Origin of the sequence: Natronosalvus rutilus (assembly GCF_024204665.1) — an archaeon.
Classification (GTDB): domain Archaea; phylum Halobacteriota; class Halobacteria; order Halobacteriales; family Natrialbaceae; genus Natronosalvus; species Natronosalvus rutilus.
This window is the reverse complement of the sequence record NZ_CP100355.1, coordinates 2,794,407-2,811,879: the sequence shown is the minus strand read 5'-3', so window position 1 is coordinate 2,811,879 and position 17,473 is coordinate 2,794,407. Positions and strand designations below refer to the sequence as shown.

Genomic DNA, 17,473 nt, shown 5'->3' with positions numbered 1-17,473 from the left:
AGATGCGGGGGCCCGAAACTGTTGATACCTCTAACACCTTCACAGATTTACTAGAAAGTGATAAGGAGAGGTTTCGAGAACAATACAAAGCAGAATATAACGAGATTAGTGACGGGTCAGCATTAGATCTCGTAGAGTCGGAGTTCACGAACGAAATAAAGCCTGCATTTGAAGTGTTTAAAGCGGTGAAGGATGCTTTTCATCCGGACAATGAAGATGGCTATCGGACTGAGTACGAAGTTAGCTTTACTGATCCACTTTGTGAGATCTCTCCGAATCCTGCAGATCTATTACTCACAGAAACAAACCGTAGAGAAGCAAATCTGTGTTTTGTGGTTTGTGAGCCAAGCGGTGAAAATAGTGATCTTTGGCCCACCAGGATCAATGAAATTGTAAACATCGTTGGCGGCCACGAAACGGAACTTCTCGAGCAGATTGGCCATAGTGACAAGGAAGTGAATCACGTCCAGTATCTCACTGTAACTCTAAAAGAAGAGTATCCTGATGTTCAATTCAGACATCTTCAGCATGGTGCTCCCGATGAATATGCAATCTGTACGGTAGATGACGACTATGAACCAGAAGACGGTGAGGACGCAGAGAAGGAATATGTGCTCCGATATGAAGATGGGACTATTGAACACGGAAAGCTACATAGTCCATTGTCTGACGGTATTGACTACAAAGAAGCAAAAAATAGGGACGTATATCTATCGTTGAAGGCACCCCCAATAATTTCTCTTCAGGAAACTCTGATGTCTCTGTTAACAGAACAACATGGGGAAGTTGACGAACCCAGGGAATTCAACCGAGATGACTTTCTAAACAGATTTAGAGACCTATGTTTAGTGGGACCTGTTGGAGAGCAGAAGGACACTGTGTTCAATAGCCGAGCTGATGAATTGCTAGAAATCGCCAAAAAATCGGGAATTCTCATATACGGTGACTCGGATGACATACACGAAAACCGTGACTTCAGGGCGATGTATAAACAAGGGAATACTACAGCTGGCCTGAAACACAGCGTGAAATCAAAAATTTTCGATTCTAGGATACAGAATAAAAAGGCTGAAATGGCTTTTGAAACAGTCGAAGACCAGTTTCAGCCTCGAGGTGGTTACGAATCAGGGGTGAATGATTTTTGACATTCCATTCGTTCAATCACAATTGGTTTGAGGTTTGTTGGAGACAGCCTACTCAACATTCTCACACACTGCGCGCTCGATCTCCTTGAATATCTCCGGGTAGTTCTCTCGCAAGACGTCGACGTCTTTCTTGAGATCGCGGACACGCTGACGAGCAGTCGACTCAACCTTGTACCGGTAGTTGTCCTTCACATTAGCGTCTCCAGCAAGAATATCCCGTTCACGGTCGGTCAGTAGCGCCCGGCCAGATGACATTACGTCTGCTTCAGCGGCATCATTCATACATGATGTGGTATATACGGCCACCGATAAGTTACTTACTAAATATAGTATATACTATTTTTAGAAAGAACTAAGACCCTCCAAACGAACGAACTATCCATACGAGCCACTCGACGGTGCAATCGCGCCGTAGAAACGCCAAGTTAGGGCTTGGCGCGGGTCGGTTCGTGTACCCCTGGAAGGATACGCAGAACCATGCGAGAATATAGCGCCAATCCCCTTAAACTAGCGGGGAACGAAACACAAGCAGAGAACGGTGTCCGCCGGTACGGCCGCTCGGACACTGAAGGAGTCCACATCGACGTCGAGTTTTCAGCACGCACGTCACGCACGCTCGAGACGCCGCTCTCGGAGGTGGCAGATCGATGAGCGTTCACGCGTACGTGCCCGAGTCGAGTCTCAACCTCGATCGGAACACCCACAATCGCGTCCTCGAACTCGCCGACGAAGACCCAGTCCGCTTCATCCGGATGGACGAACCGGACACGGCGCTGGCCGTGATCCGGGGCATCGACTCTATCGAGCGCCTGGCCGGTTGGCGGCTTGCGAACCAGTCGTTTTTCGACCCACCGAAGAGCCAGATCACCGAAGCCCTGGACGCTCGCGAGCGCGAAATATTAGGGGAACCGGTTGATTCATCTACATCATCTGAGAAGATTGAAACGGGTCCAACCTCCTCAGCCTTACCAGAGGCACCCGTCTCGGACCCTTCTCCCAACCACCCCGATTCGCGCCTCGAGACTGACGAGGTCCTGGTGATCGAACGTGGCGACCGAACCGAGTACGTCACGCCCGCGAGCGCCGGCGCCGACGCACCGTACGTCTCCCGGACGATCGACGAGAACGGCGACGTCTGGAACGAGAACGACGACCTTCGGAACGACGATCTCCTCCGGCGGCTCAACGGTGAGCACGAACGAACAACGATCGACGACGCACCAGCGGCACTCGGGGGTGGCCGATGAGCCAGACCGCACTCGGCCACCGCCACCAGCGAACTCTCGAGACCATCACGCGCCTCTACGAGGACGGCGAGACGGACGCCTACGGCGGCGGCGTCGCGGCGGCCACGATCACCGAGGCGATGGAGTTCCACGAGGGGACGACGCGCCGGTACGTCTCGGCACTCGCCGACGTGGGTGACCTCGAACAAGTCCGGGGCATGGGACCCCGCGGCGTCCGCCCAAGCTACGTCCCCACGGAGGCGGACCGATGAACCCCGACGAGTACTGCGGACGCGGCGATCTCCCGGATCGACTCGCGTTCGTGAAACCGAACCGGTCGAAGTTCTGGATTCACCTCTCGACCTGCGACGAGCCCCAGACGGCAGGCGAACTCGAGGGCGCGGTCGAGTGGTCGACGGCCACGATCTACCGGATGATCGAGGACCTGGAAGCAATCGGTCTCCTCGAGCGCGTGGTGAAGCTCACCGACTCTGGCCCGCGTGACGCCTACGAGACGGCCAGTCCTACCGAGAGGCCGGTGTGGGAGCGCCAGGCGGCCGAAGGGGTGGTTCGATGACCATCTACGACGACCATCTCGAGGACGTTCGCGATCTCGTCCGCGAACGCGATCGGGACGGGCAGGCGTGCGTGAGTACCACGCAGGTCAAACGCGAACTCGGTATCGACGGTCGGATCGGTGGGCGCCTGCTCGCCCGACTCGAAGACGAAGGGATGCTCGAGCGCTGGGGCGGCTCGTCGTGTGGCGTCTATCGGATCATGCTCGAGAAGCCGCTTGTCACTGACGGCGGCGAGCCGATCGACTGGCCCGACACCTTCTCGCGAACGGCCCCGGAGGACCGCCAGTCCTACCCCGGCGGCTTCCAGGTCACGCGCTCGGAGGCGTTCCAGAACGTCCTCGACGAGCTGGCACGCTGGCCGGGCGTGACGGACGTCCAACTCGAGAGCGGCGCCGAACACCAGAAAACCAATCCCAACAAACCCTACGCGCGAGCGTCCTTCGATCACCCTGGCGTCGTCGTCTACTTCACGAAAGACGGCGAGTCGATGGCGGCCGCGTGCGACCGCTGGGACAACCCTCGGGACAACGCCCAGGATCTGTACCACTACCTCCACGAGACGCGGATGCAGGAACAGCGCGGGACGGTCACCGCCGAGAGCGAGTACCGGAAACTCCGACTCCCGAGTGCTGACTCCGAACCCGCAGCGCCCTCGCCGTACGCGGTGCTCGGTGTCGGTCGCGACGCCGGTGCCGAAGAGATTCGAGGGGCGTACCTCGAGAAGATGCAGACCGCCCATCCCGACAAGGGCGGGTCAGAGGAAGAGTTCAAGCGCGTGAGAGGGGCGTACGAGACGCTTCTCGAGGAGGTATCTCCCGATGCCTAACCGGACGCTCTCTTGTCCGTCGTGCTCGAGCACGGTCCACAGGCTGAACACGCGGTGTCCCTACTGCGGGACGGGCCTTCCGGAGGCGATTCGGCCATGATCCAGACGCACACCGTCGACCTCCTGGAAATCGACCTGGATCGAGCGATGTGGGGCCTCGTCGCTATCGCGCTGGTCGCTGACATCGCCACGACCGCCCACGGACTTGAGGCTGGCCTCACGGAATCGAACCCGATCGCGAGCGACGTGATCGACGGCTACGGGATGGCCGGGATGGTGGTGATGAAACTCGGAACGGTTTGTCTCGCCCTGGCGTGCCGGACGGTCCTCGAGAAACAGTACCGAGCAATCGTTCCGGCGGCACTGGCCGCGCCGTGGCTCGTCGCCGTCTGTCTCAACGTCTACCTCATCGGGGTGGTCGCGTGAGGGTCGATCTTGCTGCCGCGTTCGCCGCCGGCGCCTTGATGGCGACGTTCCCGGTAGAGGCGCTGGCCGTAATCGTAGTGATCACGCTCCTACTGGCGATTATGGTACTCCCACGACCTGAAGGGGTGGTCGTGTGAGCACCGTCCCGACGGTCTACGGCGCCGATCTCACCGGGAACCGCTGTCTCAACTGCGAGACGCGCGTCCTCGAGGGGACCGTCCGCGTGTTCGGCTCCAACGGTGTCGACCTCTTCGCGTGTCCCGCCTGCACGCCACTCCGAGATCTACAGCGCGGCGCCGGTTCGAATCCAGACTTTACGCGCCAGGAGGACGGCCAATGAGACGCGTCATCGAGGACAACGGCCGGTTCAACTGGCAACTCGCAGTCTGTGGGAACGACGTCGTCGCGTCGTTCCACTACCCGGGGGACAAGTCGATCTACTACTCAACGGAACGCATCGCGAACAGGCTTCGCGACCCCAGTGAGTTCGGGTTGCTCCCGCTCGAGGTGATCGAGCGGTATCACCGCAAATCGCAGACGGACACGCCGATGGGCGAGCTCGCCCGCAAAGTCCAGGCGGCCGTCCACGACGACGCCAGCGAGGTGCCGGCATGAGCGACGACCACCCGGAGGCCACTCACGAGGAAGTCGAACAGGCGATCGAACAACTCGAAACGGAGGACGACGATGCACGATAGAATCCCACTCGACGAGATGGACCGCGAACTGACCGAAGAAACACTCACCGAACTGTGCGCCCGGCGACTCACCATCGAGGCGATCGGGAACGGGCGCTTCCGCGTCGAAGGCTGTAGCGAGTACGAGAACGGTGAGACGGACCCCTGGACGCCCTTAGACGCATCGCGTATCGAACAGACTCCCTGACCGCGACAGTATCCACGCTGGCTCTCGAGTGCAAGTTCTCGAAGCGGTCCTCGGCGCGTCGGCTCGAGCGCCTACCGAACCGGAGTAGTTCCACGAAATCGGGACTCGAGCGCCTAAGGCGGCGTTGCCACGACGATACCAAAAACGGCGTCGGACTCCCATCACCTTCCTCACACACCGACGCCGGCTAAGGGGGTTCAAAGCGCGATCGCATCGAGCCAGACACACCTTTTCGAGACCGATCCACAATCTGGACAGTCTAACTCACCGCAAAAAAGAATCAAATCGAATCGTGTGGAAAGTTCACACGCCGGTGTGCGGGCTGGATGGTCATGGCTTGGATCGCTACTGACTTCTTGCCCTGCACACCGGTTTCCTCTGACATCTGGTTTAAGTGATTAGTTTCCTGGACGAGTTTTCCAAAGGCCATCCCCTCCACTTTCGCACCGAGGCGGACTGTTTCAATCCAGTACTGCGAACGGAGTGTATGCTCTCGTGCGAGTGGCGTGACTGCGACCGGACCACAGACTACCGGTTCAACGTCAAAAACCGACGTCGAGTCACCCAGCGCACCGAGTACTACTGCGAGCGTCACGCCCTGGAGCGGATCGAGGAAGCGAACCGGGACCCGTGGCTCGAGATCATGTCGTCGACGAAGGAGTGACCGGCCTGAAATAAACCGAGCGGGCAGATTTATTCATGATTGGCAACAATACGCGAATCATGACCAACACACAACTGCTCGAAGATAGGATATTGAAGAATCTGGAGATCGCGAGCGTCCCCATTCAGGAGAACACCGAGAAGAGTCTAAAGATCACGATGCAATCTAAATACGGATACGAACCAGAAGAAGTCAAAGAATCCCTCTCTCGACTTGAGACGCAGGGCCTGGTAGAAAACGATTCGGGTGTATGGAGAGTAAAAGATGTCCGGTGAATACGAGCTCGGGACCTGTGAAGTGTGCGAGGAGCGAGATGCACAAACCCGAATTCCGCTCAACGTAGACGAGATGATCGACGTCTGTTACCAGTGTCGTGAAGACGACGACCGGTTTCAAACTGTAGGGCCATGAGCGTCCGGCGAACAGAACTAGTTTTAGATAAGGGTCGGGAACATGTTCTGAGGAGAAATAGCAGAGAATGACGAAAAACCTCGAGGTCTCTGATTCTTGGCCGTACGTTACTGACCAGCATAAGTCCGAATCAAAGGAGCACGTTCAAATGAAAAATCTCGCCATTGAATGGCTCCTAGGATTTGGATTTGAGACCAACGATATCAAACTTGAACATACCGTATATTCATCTAATTCATATGGTTATACTGATGTCTACGCATCAAGAGATGAGGTCGAAGTATTTGTGGAGTGTGAGCGGGGGGCACCCATAAAAGGGAATCTAAGTGCAGGTGGCAGTATCCCTGCGAAAAAGGGGGAACTCGTGTACTTCTTGAATGAAGAGGTATTATACAGAGTTCGGTATACGACTGTCACTGCGACAAAGAAGTACGGGCCGTTTGGTGTTTACGAAACCTCTGAGGAACATGAGTTCCAGACGTACGAGTTCGATCGTTTAGGGCCGGTTCCATCTCGCGATGAGGATTATAAATTCTCTTCTGAAGCGCAGCAACGTGAACGAGAAAAGGTGGACTGGCTGTGATCGATAGCCCGGACGAGTTGGTCAGTTATTATGTATCATGAGAACAATGTTAGTCTATGGAGAATATTGCAGCGGCGGTCCTCGCGCTTCTCTTACTGATAGCATTCTTGGTGTTCGGGATACTCGGAACGGGTGAACTCCTGTTTTGCGATATACTCGGCGCCGAGACGATGTGCAAATAGGTGCTGGAAATCAATAGGGCATCAATGACACTACGATCCTTCGTTTGTCCATCACCGGTGTGTTCGCACTCGACTGGCGGCGCTGCCGAGCTCGCCGAGCACGTCAACACCGAACACCCGGGCGAGTTCCGACGCAAGGACTGGCCGGCGACCGAGGCGGGTCGAGCGTCCCGGGCTCGAGATCGCGTCGAAGAGGACTCGGACGGAGGGGGGGAGGGGGGAACCGGAGCAGGCGGGGTCGTAACGTTCGCTTGAAGAAGGAATAACTTGGCACAGTTCTCCTACACCGAAAAGATAGTCCTTCGACTATCGACGATGAGATTTGCAACGATCGACTAGAACGAGTGATACTGGACCTGAGTCTGGAACGAACACTTTCACTCCGGTAGCGGCAGTTTAAATACGATACCGCTACAAAGCTCGTATGCTGTATGAGTCAGAAACCCGAGAATCCCGGTCGCGGAAACGGACCGGACCGCCCTGAGTACCAGATCGACGAGACAGTAACACTTCCGCGAGATGACCCTCTGAAGTACTGGGATATCGACGTTGATCCTAACAAGAAGGAAACGTGGGTGATTCGGGCAATAGCTCGAAGCCCCAACACCAACATCAGGGCGTATATCCTTCCTAAAGAGGAAGTGGCGTTTTTCGAGGAAGATGAGAACGTATGGTGGGAATTCAGATCAGAGAACTCATCTCGACTGAAGGATGCCACAACCATCACCAACGAGGATGAGCACCCCTACTTCCATGATGGGGATTATGTTCTCGCAATAAAAGCAAAGAGATCAGGGGGTACCCCTGACGAGTTCAAGTTCTCGGTGAAATTCCGAAGAGAGTAACAATCCTCAAACCCCTCCGTTTCCTATCCGTGAGCTAACAAGCGTCAGACGTTGGTTTCTTGCCGTTTCGTATCTAGGGATGGAGTCAACCAAAACATATGGCGACATACGATATACTGGTCCCTGCAAAACCCGCTAATCTCACGATTTCGAGACTCTCAAAGCCTGAAACCACAGTCCGACAAACGACAACAGCACACAGCACATTAGACCAATAGTCTGCGGTGGATTTACTAGGGTCGCCGCTGTCTATGAAGCTGACTCGATGGAAACCAGCAATTCAGGGCCTGCACCCCAGGGAAAACGGCTCGAAGACGCGAAGGCAGAGTTCCTCGAGCGCCAGTCGGGGAACTACGCGAAGAATCTCGACCGCGTGCTCGAGAAGTGGATCAGTTGGTGTGACGATCGTGGCGTCGACACGCTCGAGGGCGTGAGCAAACGCACGATGGGGAACTACGCCGCCCATCTCGATCGGCGCGTCGAAGCGGGCCAGTCGGAGGACGTCGACGGCGGAATCGCCGCCTCGACGGCGTGGACCTACTACAACCAGGTGTCGGCGTTCCTCTCCTGGGCAGTCAAATATGACTACCTCGCGGAGAACCCGGCGGAGAAACAGGTCGCGAAAGACGACATGCCGCCGCGTCCGTCCTCGAACAGCGGCGATCAACAGTTCTGGAGCGTCGAGCAGCGCCGGGCGATCGTGAACTACGTCGACGAACGAGCTCGGGAAGCGATCGACGAGAAAGGATCGGACGCTATCGAGGAAGTTCGTGACCGGGCGCTCGTCACCGTCCTCGCGTACTCGGGCGTACGCGGCGCCGAGATCCTCGCCGACCGGAACGACGTCCGGCGTAACGGCCTCCGATGGCACAGCGTCGACCTCGAGGACGGGACGATCACCGTCCTGGGGAAGAACCAGCAACGCGAAGAGACGCCACTCACGTCGAAGGCGGTCGCGCCTCTCGAGCGGCTGTACCAGATCGTCGACCCGCCGGCCGACGGGTGGCCGGTCTTCCCTTCTCGGCATCCTCCGTCGCTGTACGGGGCGATCGATGACGCCGGACACGAGAAACCGGAGGGCAATCCGTGGGAGTATGTCCTCGAGACCGGCATCGAACCGCCGTCGCTCTCGACATCGGGCGTACGCACACTGTTGAAACGGTTCTCCGAGGAGGCAGACATCCCCGACCTCGAGGACGGCGACTATCTCACGCTACACGGCGCTCGTCGAGGCGTCGGCGAAACGCTCTTTCGCGAGCGCGACGCCGCGACCGCTCAACGGATGCTCCGCCACGCCGATCCGAAGACGACCTCGCAGATGTATTCTCATATCGAAGCAAGTGAGCTGGGTGAAGACGTGAGCGAGGTGTTCGACGACGAATGACAGTGTTCGATCCAGCGGCCTTGTTGAAACTATCTTGGGCGGTGATAGGTTGCGACAGTCGTGCTGATAGGAGGTGCTAAACCATCGCCCAGACGGACATGGGTTACAGTATGAGATACATGTCAGTTCAGACATCTCTCTTGACGGAAAAGACACTTAGAAGGAAGAATCAATCCTGTAGGTCGCGTAGTTCAGCGGCGTGTTTCTGGAGTGTCGGTCGTGAGATAGCCGCGTACTCGGTGAACTCCCGTTGGGTGAACTCGTCTTCAAGAACTACGTAGATCGCTGCTGCCGCGAGACAGCGAGGATCTTTTCCGGACGCGGCCCCTGTCTGTTGTGCTTTCTCTACAAGTTGTTGTGCGGCCAGGCGATCCTCACGCGTTACCTTCCCAGGTTCCTCATCAATATTGTCATCTTCCTCGTCACCAGCGAGGTTGATCGCAGTGTTCAGTTTCTCGGCGACAGGGTTAACGTGGGTGCGGTAGCTGGGGGGCTCGACTTCGAGGGCAAGTTCGCGGTTCAACGCCTTGTATGTGCGTACTATCCGACCCTCGTCCTCCAGGCGCGAGATGATGACGATGTCTTCCCACGCGCACGGACGGCTATCGATACGTGCAGCCGCGTAGACAGCTGCTGATGCGACTGCCTCTATCGAGCGGCCTAGATGGAGTTCCTCATCAACTGCCTTCCGGATGATGACACTAGCCGTCTCCTCGACGTTTTTCCCGTACTCGAGGGCGTCGCACATGCGCTTATTTTCCGATAGTAGTTCCCTGAGGGTACGTTCTCGGCTGTTGCGCGTCTGACTGATGCGGTTCAACTTCCGCTGGCGGCGGTCACCATTTTGATCCCCACCGAGTTGCTGGTCGTCGGTCGAGTGACCGATAGTAGTGGAAAGGCCTTTGTCGTGAAGTGTAGGTGTCGACGGCGCCCCCACCCTCGATGGGTCCTCGCTGTCGTCGTCAAATGCGCGCCACTCTGGGCCGGGGTCGATGTTCGTGGTGTTGACCGTGTACCCGCAGTTGTCGCAGTACGTCTCACTGCGCCCGCTTTCGAGTATTCCAGGCTCACAGTTCGGACAGGCGTTGCCAGGGGCCGCTAGACCAGGATCCGTCGTAGCAGAGTCGTCCCGTGGATCACTCGCCATGGATAGCCGTCACCTCCCCGTACCCGGCTTGTGCCTCCTGTACGGCGGCGTGCTGGGCGAGCGCTAGGACGCCGCTTGCGGGGTTCCGCTCGTCGTCGAGGAGGAGCAGGTCATCCTCTGCTGAATCCGCTGTCCGAAGTGATGCGGAGATAGCGTTCGCCGTGAGGCGGTACTGGTGGCCAAGGACACGAACGGAGTCGACGGCGGCGAGTTGGTAGGACAGCAGATTCTTCGCCTCGTCATCACCGTAGATGATGAGCGCCAGTTCGCCGTGGGCAAGTTCAGTTCGTTCTGCAACAACGGTGGAGACGCCCATGTCGTCAGCTTCGCGGAGTAGGACACCGAGGTCTACGGTAGTCACCGTACGACCACCTCGTTCAAGGAAACGAACCCGTTACCGGTGGCGAGTTCGAGGGTGATGCCAAGTTCGTCGATGCACTGGACCATGACCCGCATCGTCTCGGGGATGTCACCGTAAGGGTCGAACGCCGCGCCGTCGAAGGCCGCCACGGGGTGGATTTCATGCGGCGCGACGTTGGACTCGGCCTCGAGGAGCGCTCGTTCGAGAACGAGCGACCCGACAGCCGCGTCGAGGTTGCCCGGCGTCACGAAACGTTTCGCTTCAACGATGCGATACGGCGGATTCGCCGACCAAACAGGGGACATGAGATCCACGTGGCGTGCGCCACACCCGCGCGTCCAGTGTGCGGGGTTGCGCCCAACCATTTTGGTGCCGAGCATCGCCTCGGTTTCCATACGGGCACCGGGGAAGCGTTGGCGCCACAGTCGGTGGAGGCAGGAGGTTTCGGTGGTGTACCGCCCCCTGGCGGCGTTGTAGATCGCCCCCACGCCACTAAGGGACGTTTTAGGGTGACCGTTGGTACCTTTCGAACTCATCTAGCACGCAATTCTTAGCCATGATGAATATATAAACGCTAGCCTAAGATCCGGCCCTGAACCACCCATGTCGCGTGCTACTGATTAGCACAGATTGTGCAGATGGCCTATCTATGATAGTTGGTAGCATGCCTTAGCCATCTGGCTAAGGTTTAAGTAAGTTGTATCACTAAATAGTTATTGTGAGGGTCCACACTAAGAGACGCTCAGGGGTATTATGACTAACGACGCCAACCTACATAAAATTCCGGAAAAGGTCACATTCGGGGCAAACAAGGCGGTATGGGCCAACTTAGCCAAAGAAATCTCTACTCGTGGGGCAATCTGTGAACTCGTTGACAACGCAATCGACGCACAAGAGCGCTACGGGTTCCGAGACCAGATCAACATCGATATCGAGTACGACGAAACCACCAACACTCTCCGAATCCTCGATGACGGTGGCGGGATACCACCCAAAGACCTGGAAGCGATTTTCAGCCTCGGTGATAGTGTCCAAAGTGAAGACCACTACGATTCCATCGGCTGGGCAGGCATCGGCCTCAAACGCGCATCAGTCGCGCTTGGACACAAACTTACGGTATATACACGCTTCGAGCTGGCTGACGCTGGATCCGAACTCACCATCGATATCGACGAGTGGCTTCACGATGAGGAGAAGCGTGAATACTCCGTATCCAAAATCACCGACCTCGAGGCCCACGAAGATCTCTCTGAATCCAAGGGCACTACCGTCATCGAGATCAAGGATCTGAAATTCGCCTGGGGGCGGGAAATGGGTGCCGATGATGTCTCCGATGATGTCGAAAAGCCGCTTGACGAATATCTCGCGGACACGTACGACCTATATATTTCCGACGACCTCCCTGAGTCCCGTGACGTTCAGGTAAACATCTCCATCAACGGTGATCCGCTTACCGCCGAAAGTGACCTTTCACTGAGCTGGTCCCCGTTCGACGGCCTCTATCCGCGGTGTTACCCGAAACTTCTTCTCCGGCCTTCGACCGGGGATTACGAAGGCGACGTAATGATGGACGTCCGGGTCGGGCTGAAAACAAAAGCCGATTCGGACGAGTCCGGCGTTACGTTGTATGCAAACGGTCGGAAAATACTCTCAAACCGTACTGACGAGGAAGCTGGATTTGGTGTCAGGGGCGGGCTGAACCAGTTTAACCCCGCCACGGGTGACAAACGACTCGTCATCCGTGCCGACATGTGGTCCACGGAAAGTGCAGAGGACCTCCCGTTCAACACGTCAAAGACCGGAATCAATCCGGACGACGAGATGGCAAGGGAAGCCTACCGGAAGATCAAGAACGCGACACGGGCATACTTCGACGCGAAAACTGGGAAAGTACCCATTCCCATCCTCAAGCCATATCCCCAGAACAGTCCCTACGCGGATAACAAAGGGGAATGGAAGGTTTACAACTATCGCGGTCGCCAGCGCATCGATAGTGATCACAAACCCGGGCGAAGCCCCTCGACCAGTCGGAATTGGGAGTATCCAGAAACAGCCGAGTTCAAAAACCACGTCGCGATCCACGCTAAGTTGGGAATTGCTCACCCCGCGGCGTTCCACGAAAGCAAACAACCCGCGTACCTCGGTGTCCATACGCCACCCACTGAGGACCGAACCATAGCGGAAACAGAGCGACTAGACCTCTGGACGCCCCCCGACGACTGGGATCCCGAAGAAAAACGTAGCGAGTGGCTCTATACCGATGAGTACGACTGTGTCGATGAATCGTTCAAAGGTCAACTCGAACGTCACTTCGAGGAGAACTATAAGAGCGACCAGAAACAGCGCCTCACACTGGTCGATACGGGTCCCGAAGACGAATTCGAATTCGACGACGTTGATGACCTCGAGACGAAAGTCGAAGAGGTGATCGAGGACATCTCGGAGGAGGCCGAGGCCCATGCCCGGCACGAGATTCGCCTTGCAGAGAGCGCTATGACGGCGTGGAAATGGCCAACCTATGTGGCTGCTCTCAAATCGACGTACGGGATTGATATTGACGACCTCACCGTCGTTGAATCCCGAGAAGAGGTTGACCAATACCTGCCCGGGTCGGACTCTTCGGACTCTCAGGACGATAGAGAGCAGGCTAGGGAAACCGCCGAGGAAGGGTCGTCTCGAGAGACGGAGGGCGACGTCTCGTCTGACGACGTGGTTTCTGGTACCGAGTCGGAGTCGGAGGTTACGAGTGAGTCGGCAGCAATAAGTACGGCAGCCGATTCTGTACCGGCCGCAGAGGCCGACGAGAAACTAGATCTCTACTTTACTGCAGGGCAGGAGGCCCAATTGCGAGAGCGGTACGATGATTACGATGACCTCTCCCATGACGACCTCGTCGAACGCATTTTGAGAGACGTCATGTTTGCAGGAGAGGCAGAAAGATTCGGGCGTCAGAGGTAGGATTGACCCGCGGCCTGACGTCTACGTCATCGAGGTTCCGTTATCCACTCTGTTCTATCGGGCGAGGTACTCGCCGGGCAGCTAGTCCTCTTTGGCCTCTTCGACCGGGATGGTTGCTCGAAAGGCGGTCTCGAACGGTCGCGTAGGCGGTCACCGTGATCGCGATGGCGAGGATGGCTGTCTCGAGTATCGTGGGGTCGGCGGGCATCGTTACTCGAATTCGAGCGTGACGAATATCACGATCGCCTCCAGGGGTCGCGCTCGAGGAAAACAACCGTCTCCCCGGTCGAATCTTCTCTCACGGACAGTACACCGTGACGCCGGCCCCAGCGAACCCAGCTCTCGAACTCCTCGGACGGGTACTCACGCACCCGGTCCTCGAGAACGGACAGCCACTCCTGTTTCTCGTCACGTAACTCCCCGAGACACCGCTTTCGGATGCGCTCGGTGATCTTCGCGTCCGCTTCCTCGGCGTCGACAATACCGAACCGGAGGGCGTACTCCGCTCGCCAGCGCGGACGCGTCGTGACGTCCTCGCCACGGCTCACGTCGTCATAGACGTCACACACGGCGTGGACGAGGTTACTGGGCGTGTCTGCGAGTACGCGAACGTCGCTGTTGAGGACGGCGAGATATCGCGTCGTCCCGCCGGCGTCCTCGAGTACGTAGGCCTCGAGAAGCACGTCCTTCTCGACGGCCTCCAGGGCCTCGAACATCGAGATCCGGTACTTTGCACTCATGAGCGCCTCGTAGGCCAACCGCGCCCCGAGACCGACCGCGACACCCACACCGATCGCCATCGGCAAGGGGAACCGCAGCGAGTACGCGATCGCCGTCGCGACGACGACCGCCATGATCGGGACGCCCCGTCGGAGGGCGGCCAGGCGAACGCGTCGACGTGACCACGCTTCGCGAAGCCCGAGGCCGAGAGTGTCCATCGAGTCCCGTCCGAGGTAGGCCACGACGGCGATCGGGGCGAGGACGCACGCGAGTACGAGCGCCTGAATCCCGGTATCGGCGGCAACCAGCGCCCGACCGACGTCGACGTACGCGCCACTCGAGACACCGGAGAGGAAGTACCCCAGCGGCAACGGCGCCGCCAGCATCCACGTCCCGATGAGGACTCGCCGGACGGCAAGCGAACCGGCCAGCGCCCAGTCGACACGACTACCGCGCCAGTTCCGACCGGTCGCCTCGAGCCGATCGAGGAGTCCGTCGGCGGCCTCGTGGTGATCGTAGCCGGCGCCCTCGAGGGCAGGGTGATCGGCCAACTGTCGACCGTCACCGATCGTGACGTCCTCACGAGCGGCCTCCAGTACACCCGTGATCGCTTCGGCGACCGTCAGCGCCAGATAGTACAACCCGATAGCGAACGCCACCACGAGTCCGAGGACGGCCCCGTACTGACTGACCGGCGGGCCACCGGGGACCGCGTTCTCGAGCCCCGATCCGATGACCGTCGGCACGACGCCGGCGATCCACACGATGGACACCCGTTTCACGGCCGTTACCCCCAGGGTTCGACGCTCGAGACCATCCTTCGAACCGGCCTCTCGCGTCCGATAATGGTCGAAGACGACGATCGCCGTTGCACCGCCGGCCAGCAGGGCAACAGTGAGCCACCAGCGAGTGAACAGCCACTCACCGACGATGAGCACCGCCGAAAGAGCGAATGCGAACAGCGTCCCGGCGTACGGGAACGACGACACGACGTCGACGGCGAGCGTTCCCACCGTGACCGTCGCGTCGGCGATCATCGAGAGTGCCTCGAGGCCGCCGGGTCGATCGGTCTCCGAGCTCAGGAACTCGAGCAACGCGGCCGTCGAGACAGCCGGCGCCCCGAGGATGGCGACCAGGACGGCGAGCCCGAGCGACCGCCGTGCCGGCCGGGGAAGTCGATCGATCACGGGGCCTACCGTCGACGAGAGCGTCGAACGCACCTCGCCGAGGCCGCCCGAGACCGTCGCCGCTCGCCGGTCGATACTTTCCCGATCCGTGACGGTCTCGAGAATCGCGTCCCGGTGACGAGCGACGTCGATGCCGGCCGGAAGACGGTAGGTCGACGGATCACGGTGGTACAGTTGCGTCCACAGCGTGTCCTTGTGCTCGGCGTTCGAGGGTTTGAGGCCGGCAAACCGGCTACGATACCAGATGAACAGTAAGAGCACCGCCATCCCGACGAGGACGCCGACGCCGGTCCACTTCTGGCCGGCAGTGAACTCGGGGACGCCGCTCTGGAGGAGTTCAGGCCGCACCGGTGCTCACCTCCTCGGAGTACGCCGCCGCTCGAGCCGACCGGTCGTAGCTGTCGACGGCCGTCTCGAAGGCGTCGCTCTGGTAGTCCCCGAGGGGGAATCCGTACCGGTCCTCGAGGAGTTGGGCCGCCTGGAGCAGGTTGTTGAAGATGTACCGGAGTTCGTCGGGCGTCCCGTCGTCTTCGGTGAACGGGTGCTCGCGTACGCTCGCGACGAACGAATGCAGGTACTCGCCGTACTGTTCTTCGTCTTCGAAGTGAGTCATGTCGGCGTCGAGGCGTTCGATCAACGTCTCGAGATCCAGGGTTTCGATCGGCGTCTCGAGTCGCGTCGGATTCACATCGGCGTTCTCGAAGTCGAACGCGACCAGCTCGTCGTGACACCAGTTGACCGTCCCGAGGATGGCCTCGAGATCACACGGCGCGTCGCCAGCGGCCTCGGTGAGCGGGGCGATCGCTTCCCGCTCGTCGAGCGTATCGACGTCGACGCTGTCCTCTCGCACGAGGTCGACGCTTTCGAGAACTGGCTCGAGCACGTCTTCGTCGTCATCGTCGATCTCGAGGGACCGATCAAACGTACAGACAGCGACGTACCCCGACTGACCCATCGCCTGGAGTCGGTCACGAACCACGTTCCGGGGCCGGATAGCGGCGTTCAGTCGAATCCACCCGCCGAGGACGGTCTCCCCGAGGTGGTCACGGAACGCCCGGGCGATGTGGTCGTCCTCGAAGATATCGAACCAGTCCATGTTTGCCAGTTTGTTCAGGCGGTCGCGTTCGTCGACCTCGAGTTGTCGCTCGGCAATCTCGCCTTCGTAGGCTTCGTTCTGCTCGAAGTCGTGGTTCTGGCCCCGGAGTTTGTGGACGACCCACGCGAAGAACCCGAGGTACTGGAGCGCTGCCAGCATCGCCCCGAGTGAGACGAGCAACAGGGTGTGGAAGCCGAGATACCCCGACGAGAACATGTTCAGAGGGTTCCCGATGGTCGCCGCAACCGACCCCATTCGGTCGATCACGTCGCCGGCATCGCCCGAGGTATCGAAGAACGGAAGCCAGCGCCCTTTCAGGTCGTTGACTACGGCATCGGCCTTTTCTCCGAGGTCGACCATGTCCTGGCGATTCTCGTACTCGGACTGGGTGAGGTAGACGCCGTCGGTGTCCGAGAGCCGGACGGTGGCCTCGTAGCGAACGGTTTCAGTGCCCGTCGCGTTCTCGTCTTCGACGGGTTCCTCGACGAGCCAGTAGAGTTCGAACGTCCCGGTTTCGCCGTCGACGTCGAGCGTCCATACCTCGAGGTTATCGTCGAAGGTGAACGATCCGGCGTCGGTGTCCTTCCCGTAACCGGTGATGTTCTGCCGGTCCAGGTTCGTCGGCACGATCGTCACCGACTCACCCCGCGCCTCGTAGATCGTCGTCCCGTTATCGGTCTGGCGGGCGACGTCGGAGTCGATATAGCTGGGTTGCTCGATGTGGAGGTTGGCCTCCGGGTGGTCAGTCATCTCCTGTGCGCCGACGATGCCCGCGAAAGGCGCCGCCAGCGACACGAGAAGAAGCAGTGCTATCGCTAGTGCAGTAGGTGTATGCATGAATATCTCGTC

The 17,473-nt window shown here is 58.6% G+C and carries 22 protein-coding genes; 16 read left to right on the top strand and 6 right to left on the bottom strand.

From position 1 onward, the window contains the following. Window positions 1-2 precede the first annotated feature (2 nt). The gene (locus tag NGM29_RS13460; protein ID WP_254156841.1) at window positions 3-1,145 is read left to right on the top strand and encodes a hypothetical protein; all 1,143 of its coding nucleotides are present in this window, start codon (window positions 3-5) and stop codon (window positions 1,143-1,145) included. A gap of 48 nt (window positions 1,146-1,193) precedes the next feature. Here the strand turns inward: NGM29_RS13460 and NGM29_RS13455 are convergent, their stop codons facing one another. Further along, window positions 1,194-1,427: a hypothetical protein gene (locus NGM29_RS13455; protein ID WP_254156839.1), complete on the bottom strand. Its 234-nt coding sequence runs from the start codon at window positions 1,425-1,427 to the stop codon at window positions 1,194-1,196. A gap of 365 nt (window positions 1,428-1,792) precedes the next feature. On the opposite strand from NGM29_RS13455, the gene NGM29_RS13450 reads away from it, so the two are divergent. The 14 genes from NGM29_RS13450 to NGM29_RS13385 all read left to right on the top strand — a co-directional run bounded on the left by NGM29_RS13450 (window position 1,793) and on the right by NGM29_RS13385 (window position 9,155). After that, window positions 1,793-2,392: a hypothetical protein gene (locus NGM29_RS13450; protein ID WP_254156837.1), complete on the top strand. Its 600-nt coding sequence runs from the start codon at window positions 1,793-1,795 to the stop codon at window positions 2,390-2,392. After that, window positions 2,389-2,643: a hypothetical protein gene (locus NGM29_RS13445; RefSeq protein ID WP_254156835.1), complete on the top strand. Its 255-nt coding sequence runs from the start codon at window positions 2,389-2,391 to the stop codon at window positions 2,641-2,643. Before NGM29_RS13450 ends, NGM29_RS13445 begins: the two co-directional genes overlap by 4 nt. Next, window positions 2,640-2,948 (top strand): transcriptional regulator, encoded by a 309-nt coding sequence (locus NGM29_RS13440; RefSeq protein ID WP_254156833.1) that lies wholly within the window; start codon window positions 2,640-2,642, stop codon window positions 2,946-2,948. The genes NGM29_RS13445 and NGM29_RS13440 overlap by 4 nt, the downstream gene beginning before the upstream one ends. Further along, window positions 2,945-3,775: a J domain-containing protein gene (locus tag NGM29_RS13435; protein ID WP_254156831.1), complete on the top strand. Its 831-nt coding sequence runs from the start codon at window positions 2,945-2,947 to the stop codon at window positions 3,773-3,775. Before NGM29_RS13440 ends, NGM29_RS13435 begins: the two co-directional genes overlap by 4 nt. A gap of 96 nt (window positions 3,776-3,871) precedes the next feature. Next, a complete protein-coding gene (locus tag NGM29_RS13430) occupies window positions 3,872-4,201 on the top strand; it encodes a DUF5658 family protein (RefSeq protein ID WP_254156829.1) in 330 nt (109 codons plus the stop codon). Window positions 4,202-4,334: 133 nt separating this feature from the next. Continuing rightward, window positions 4,335-4,541, top strand: a complete 207-nt coding sequence (locus NGM29_RS13425; protein WP_254156828.1) for a DUF7563 family protein — start codon at window positions 4,335-4,337, stop codon at window positions 4,539-4,541. Beyond that, a complete protein-coding gene (locus NGM29_RS13420; RefSeq protein ID WP_254156827.1) occupies window positions 4,538-4,816 on the top strand; it encodes a hypothetical protein in 279 nt (92 codons plus the stop codon). Before NGM29_RS13425 ends, NGM29_RS13420 begins: the two co-directional genes overlap by 4 nt. Before the next feature lie 72 nt (window positions 4,817-4,888). Further along, window positions 4,889-5,086, top strand: a complete 198-nt coding sequence (locus NGM29_RS13415; protein WP_254156826.1) for a hypothetical protein — start codon at window positions 4,889-4,891, stop codon at window positions 5,084-5,086. A 487-nt stretch (window positions 5,087-5,573) separates the two neighbouring features. Further along, window positions 5,574-5,750, top strand: coding sequence for a hypothetical protein (locus tag NGM29_RS13410; protein ID WP_254156825.1), 177 nt, complete (start codon window positions 5,574-5,576; stop codon window positions 5,748-5,750). Between the two features lie 59 nt (window positions 5,751-5,809). Then, window positions 5,810-6,025, top strand: a complete 216-nt coding sequence (locus tag NGM29_RS13405; RefSeq protein WP_254156824.1) for a hypothetical protein — start codon at window positions 5,810-5,812, stop codon at window positions 6,023-6,025. A gap of 203 nt (window positions 6,026-6,228) precedes the next feature. Beyond that, window positions 6,229-6,744, top strand: a complete 516-nt coding sequence (locus NGM29_RS13400) for a hypothetical protein (protein WP_254156823.1) — start codon at window positions 6,229-6,231, stop codon at window positions 6,742-6,744. Window positions 6,745-6,983: 239 nt separating this feature from the next. Further along, window positions 6,984-7,181 (top strand): hypothetical protein, encoded by a 198-nt coding sequence (locus tag NGM29_RS13395; RefSeq protein WP_254156821.1) that lies wholly within the window; start codon window positions 6,984-6,986, stop codon window positions 7,179-7,181. A gap of 176 nt (window positions 7,182-7,357) precedes the next feature. After that, window positions 7,358-7,771, top strand: a complete 414-nt coding sequence (locus NGM29_RS13390) for a hypothetical protein (RefSeq protein ID WP_254156819.1) — start codon at window positions 7,358-7,360, stop codon at window positions 7,769-7,771. Window positions 7,772-8,036: 265 nt separating this feature from the next. Beyond that, on the top strand, window positions 8,037-9,155 hold the full coding sequence (locus tag NGM29_RS13385) for a tyrosine-type recombinase/integrase (protein ID WP_254156818.1): 1,119 nt from the start codon (window positions 8,037-8,039) through the stop codon (window positions 9,153-9,155). Window positions 9,156-9,324: 169 nt separating this feature from the next. Here the strand turns inward: NGM29_RS13385 and NGM29_RS13380 are convergent, their stop codons facing one another. From NGM29_RS13380 to NGM29_RS13370, 3 genes are read right to left on the bottom strand one after another with little or no spacing between them, the layout of a single operon-like run. After that, window positions 9,325-10,302 (bottom strand): transcription initiation factor IIB, encoded by a 978-nt coding sequence (locus tag NGM29_RS13380; protein WP_254156816.1) that lies wholly within the window; start codon window positions 10,300-10,302, stop codon window positions 9,325-9,327. Continuing rightward, the gene (locus tag NGM29_RS13375) at window positions 10,292-10,663 is read right to left on the bottom strand and encodes a hypothetical protein (protein WP_254156814.1); all 372 of its coding nucleotides are present in this window, start codon (window positions 10,661-10,663) and stop codon (window positions 10,292-10,294) included. The genes NGM29_RS13380 and NGM29_RS13375 overlap by 11 nt, the downstream gene beginning before the upstream one ends. Next, complete coding sequence (locus NGM29_RS13370; RefSeq protein ID WP_254156813.1) at window positions 10,660-11,199, bottom strand: hypothetical protein; 540 nt, start codon at window positions 11,197-11,199, stop codon at window positions 10,660-10,662. Before NGM29_RS13370 ends, NGM29_RS13375 begins: the two co-directional genes overlap by 4 nt. A 217-nt stretch (window positions 11,200-11,416) precedes the next feature. Here NGM29_RS13370 and NGM29_RS13365 point away from each other — a divergent pair, with 217 nt between their 5' ends. Then, window positions 11,417-13,621, top strand: a complete 2,205-nt coding sequence (locus tag NGM29_RS13365) for an ATP-binding protein (protein ID WP_254156812.1) — start codon at window positions 11,417-11,419, stop codon at window positions 13,619-13,621. A 236-nt stretch (window positions 13,622-13,857) separates the two neighbouring features. On the opposite strand, the gene NGM29_RS13360 is transcribed toward NGM29_RS13365, so the two are convergent. Both NGM29_RS13360 and NGM29_RS13355 read right to left on the bottom strand, forming a co-directional pair. Continuing rightward, window positions 13,858-15,876, bottom strand: coding sequence for a hypothetical protein (locus NGM29_RS13360; RefSeq protein ID WP_254156811.1), 2,019 nt, complete (start codon window positions 15,874-15,876; stop codon window positions 13,858-13,860). Next, entirely contained in the window at window positions 15,866-17,461 is a 1,596-nt protein-coding gene (locus NGM29_RS13355) for a hypothetical protein (protein WP_254156810.1), read from the bottom strand. Before NGM29_RS13355 ends, NGM29_RS13360 begins: the two co-directional genes overlap by 11 nt. Window positions 17,462-17,473 lie beyond the last annotated feature (12 nt).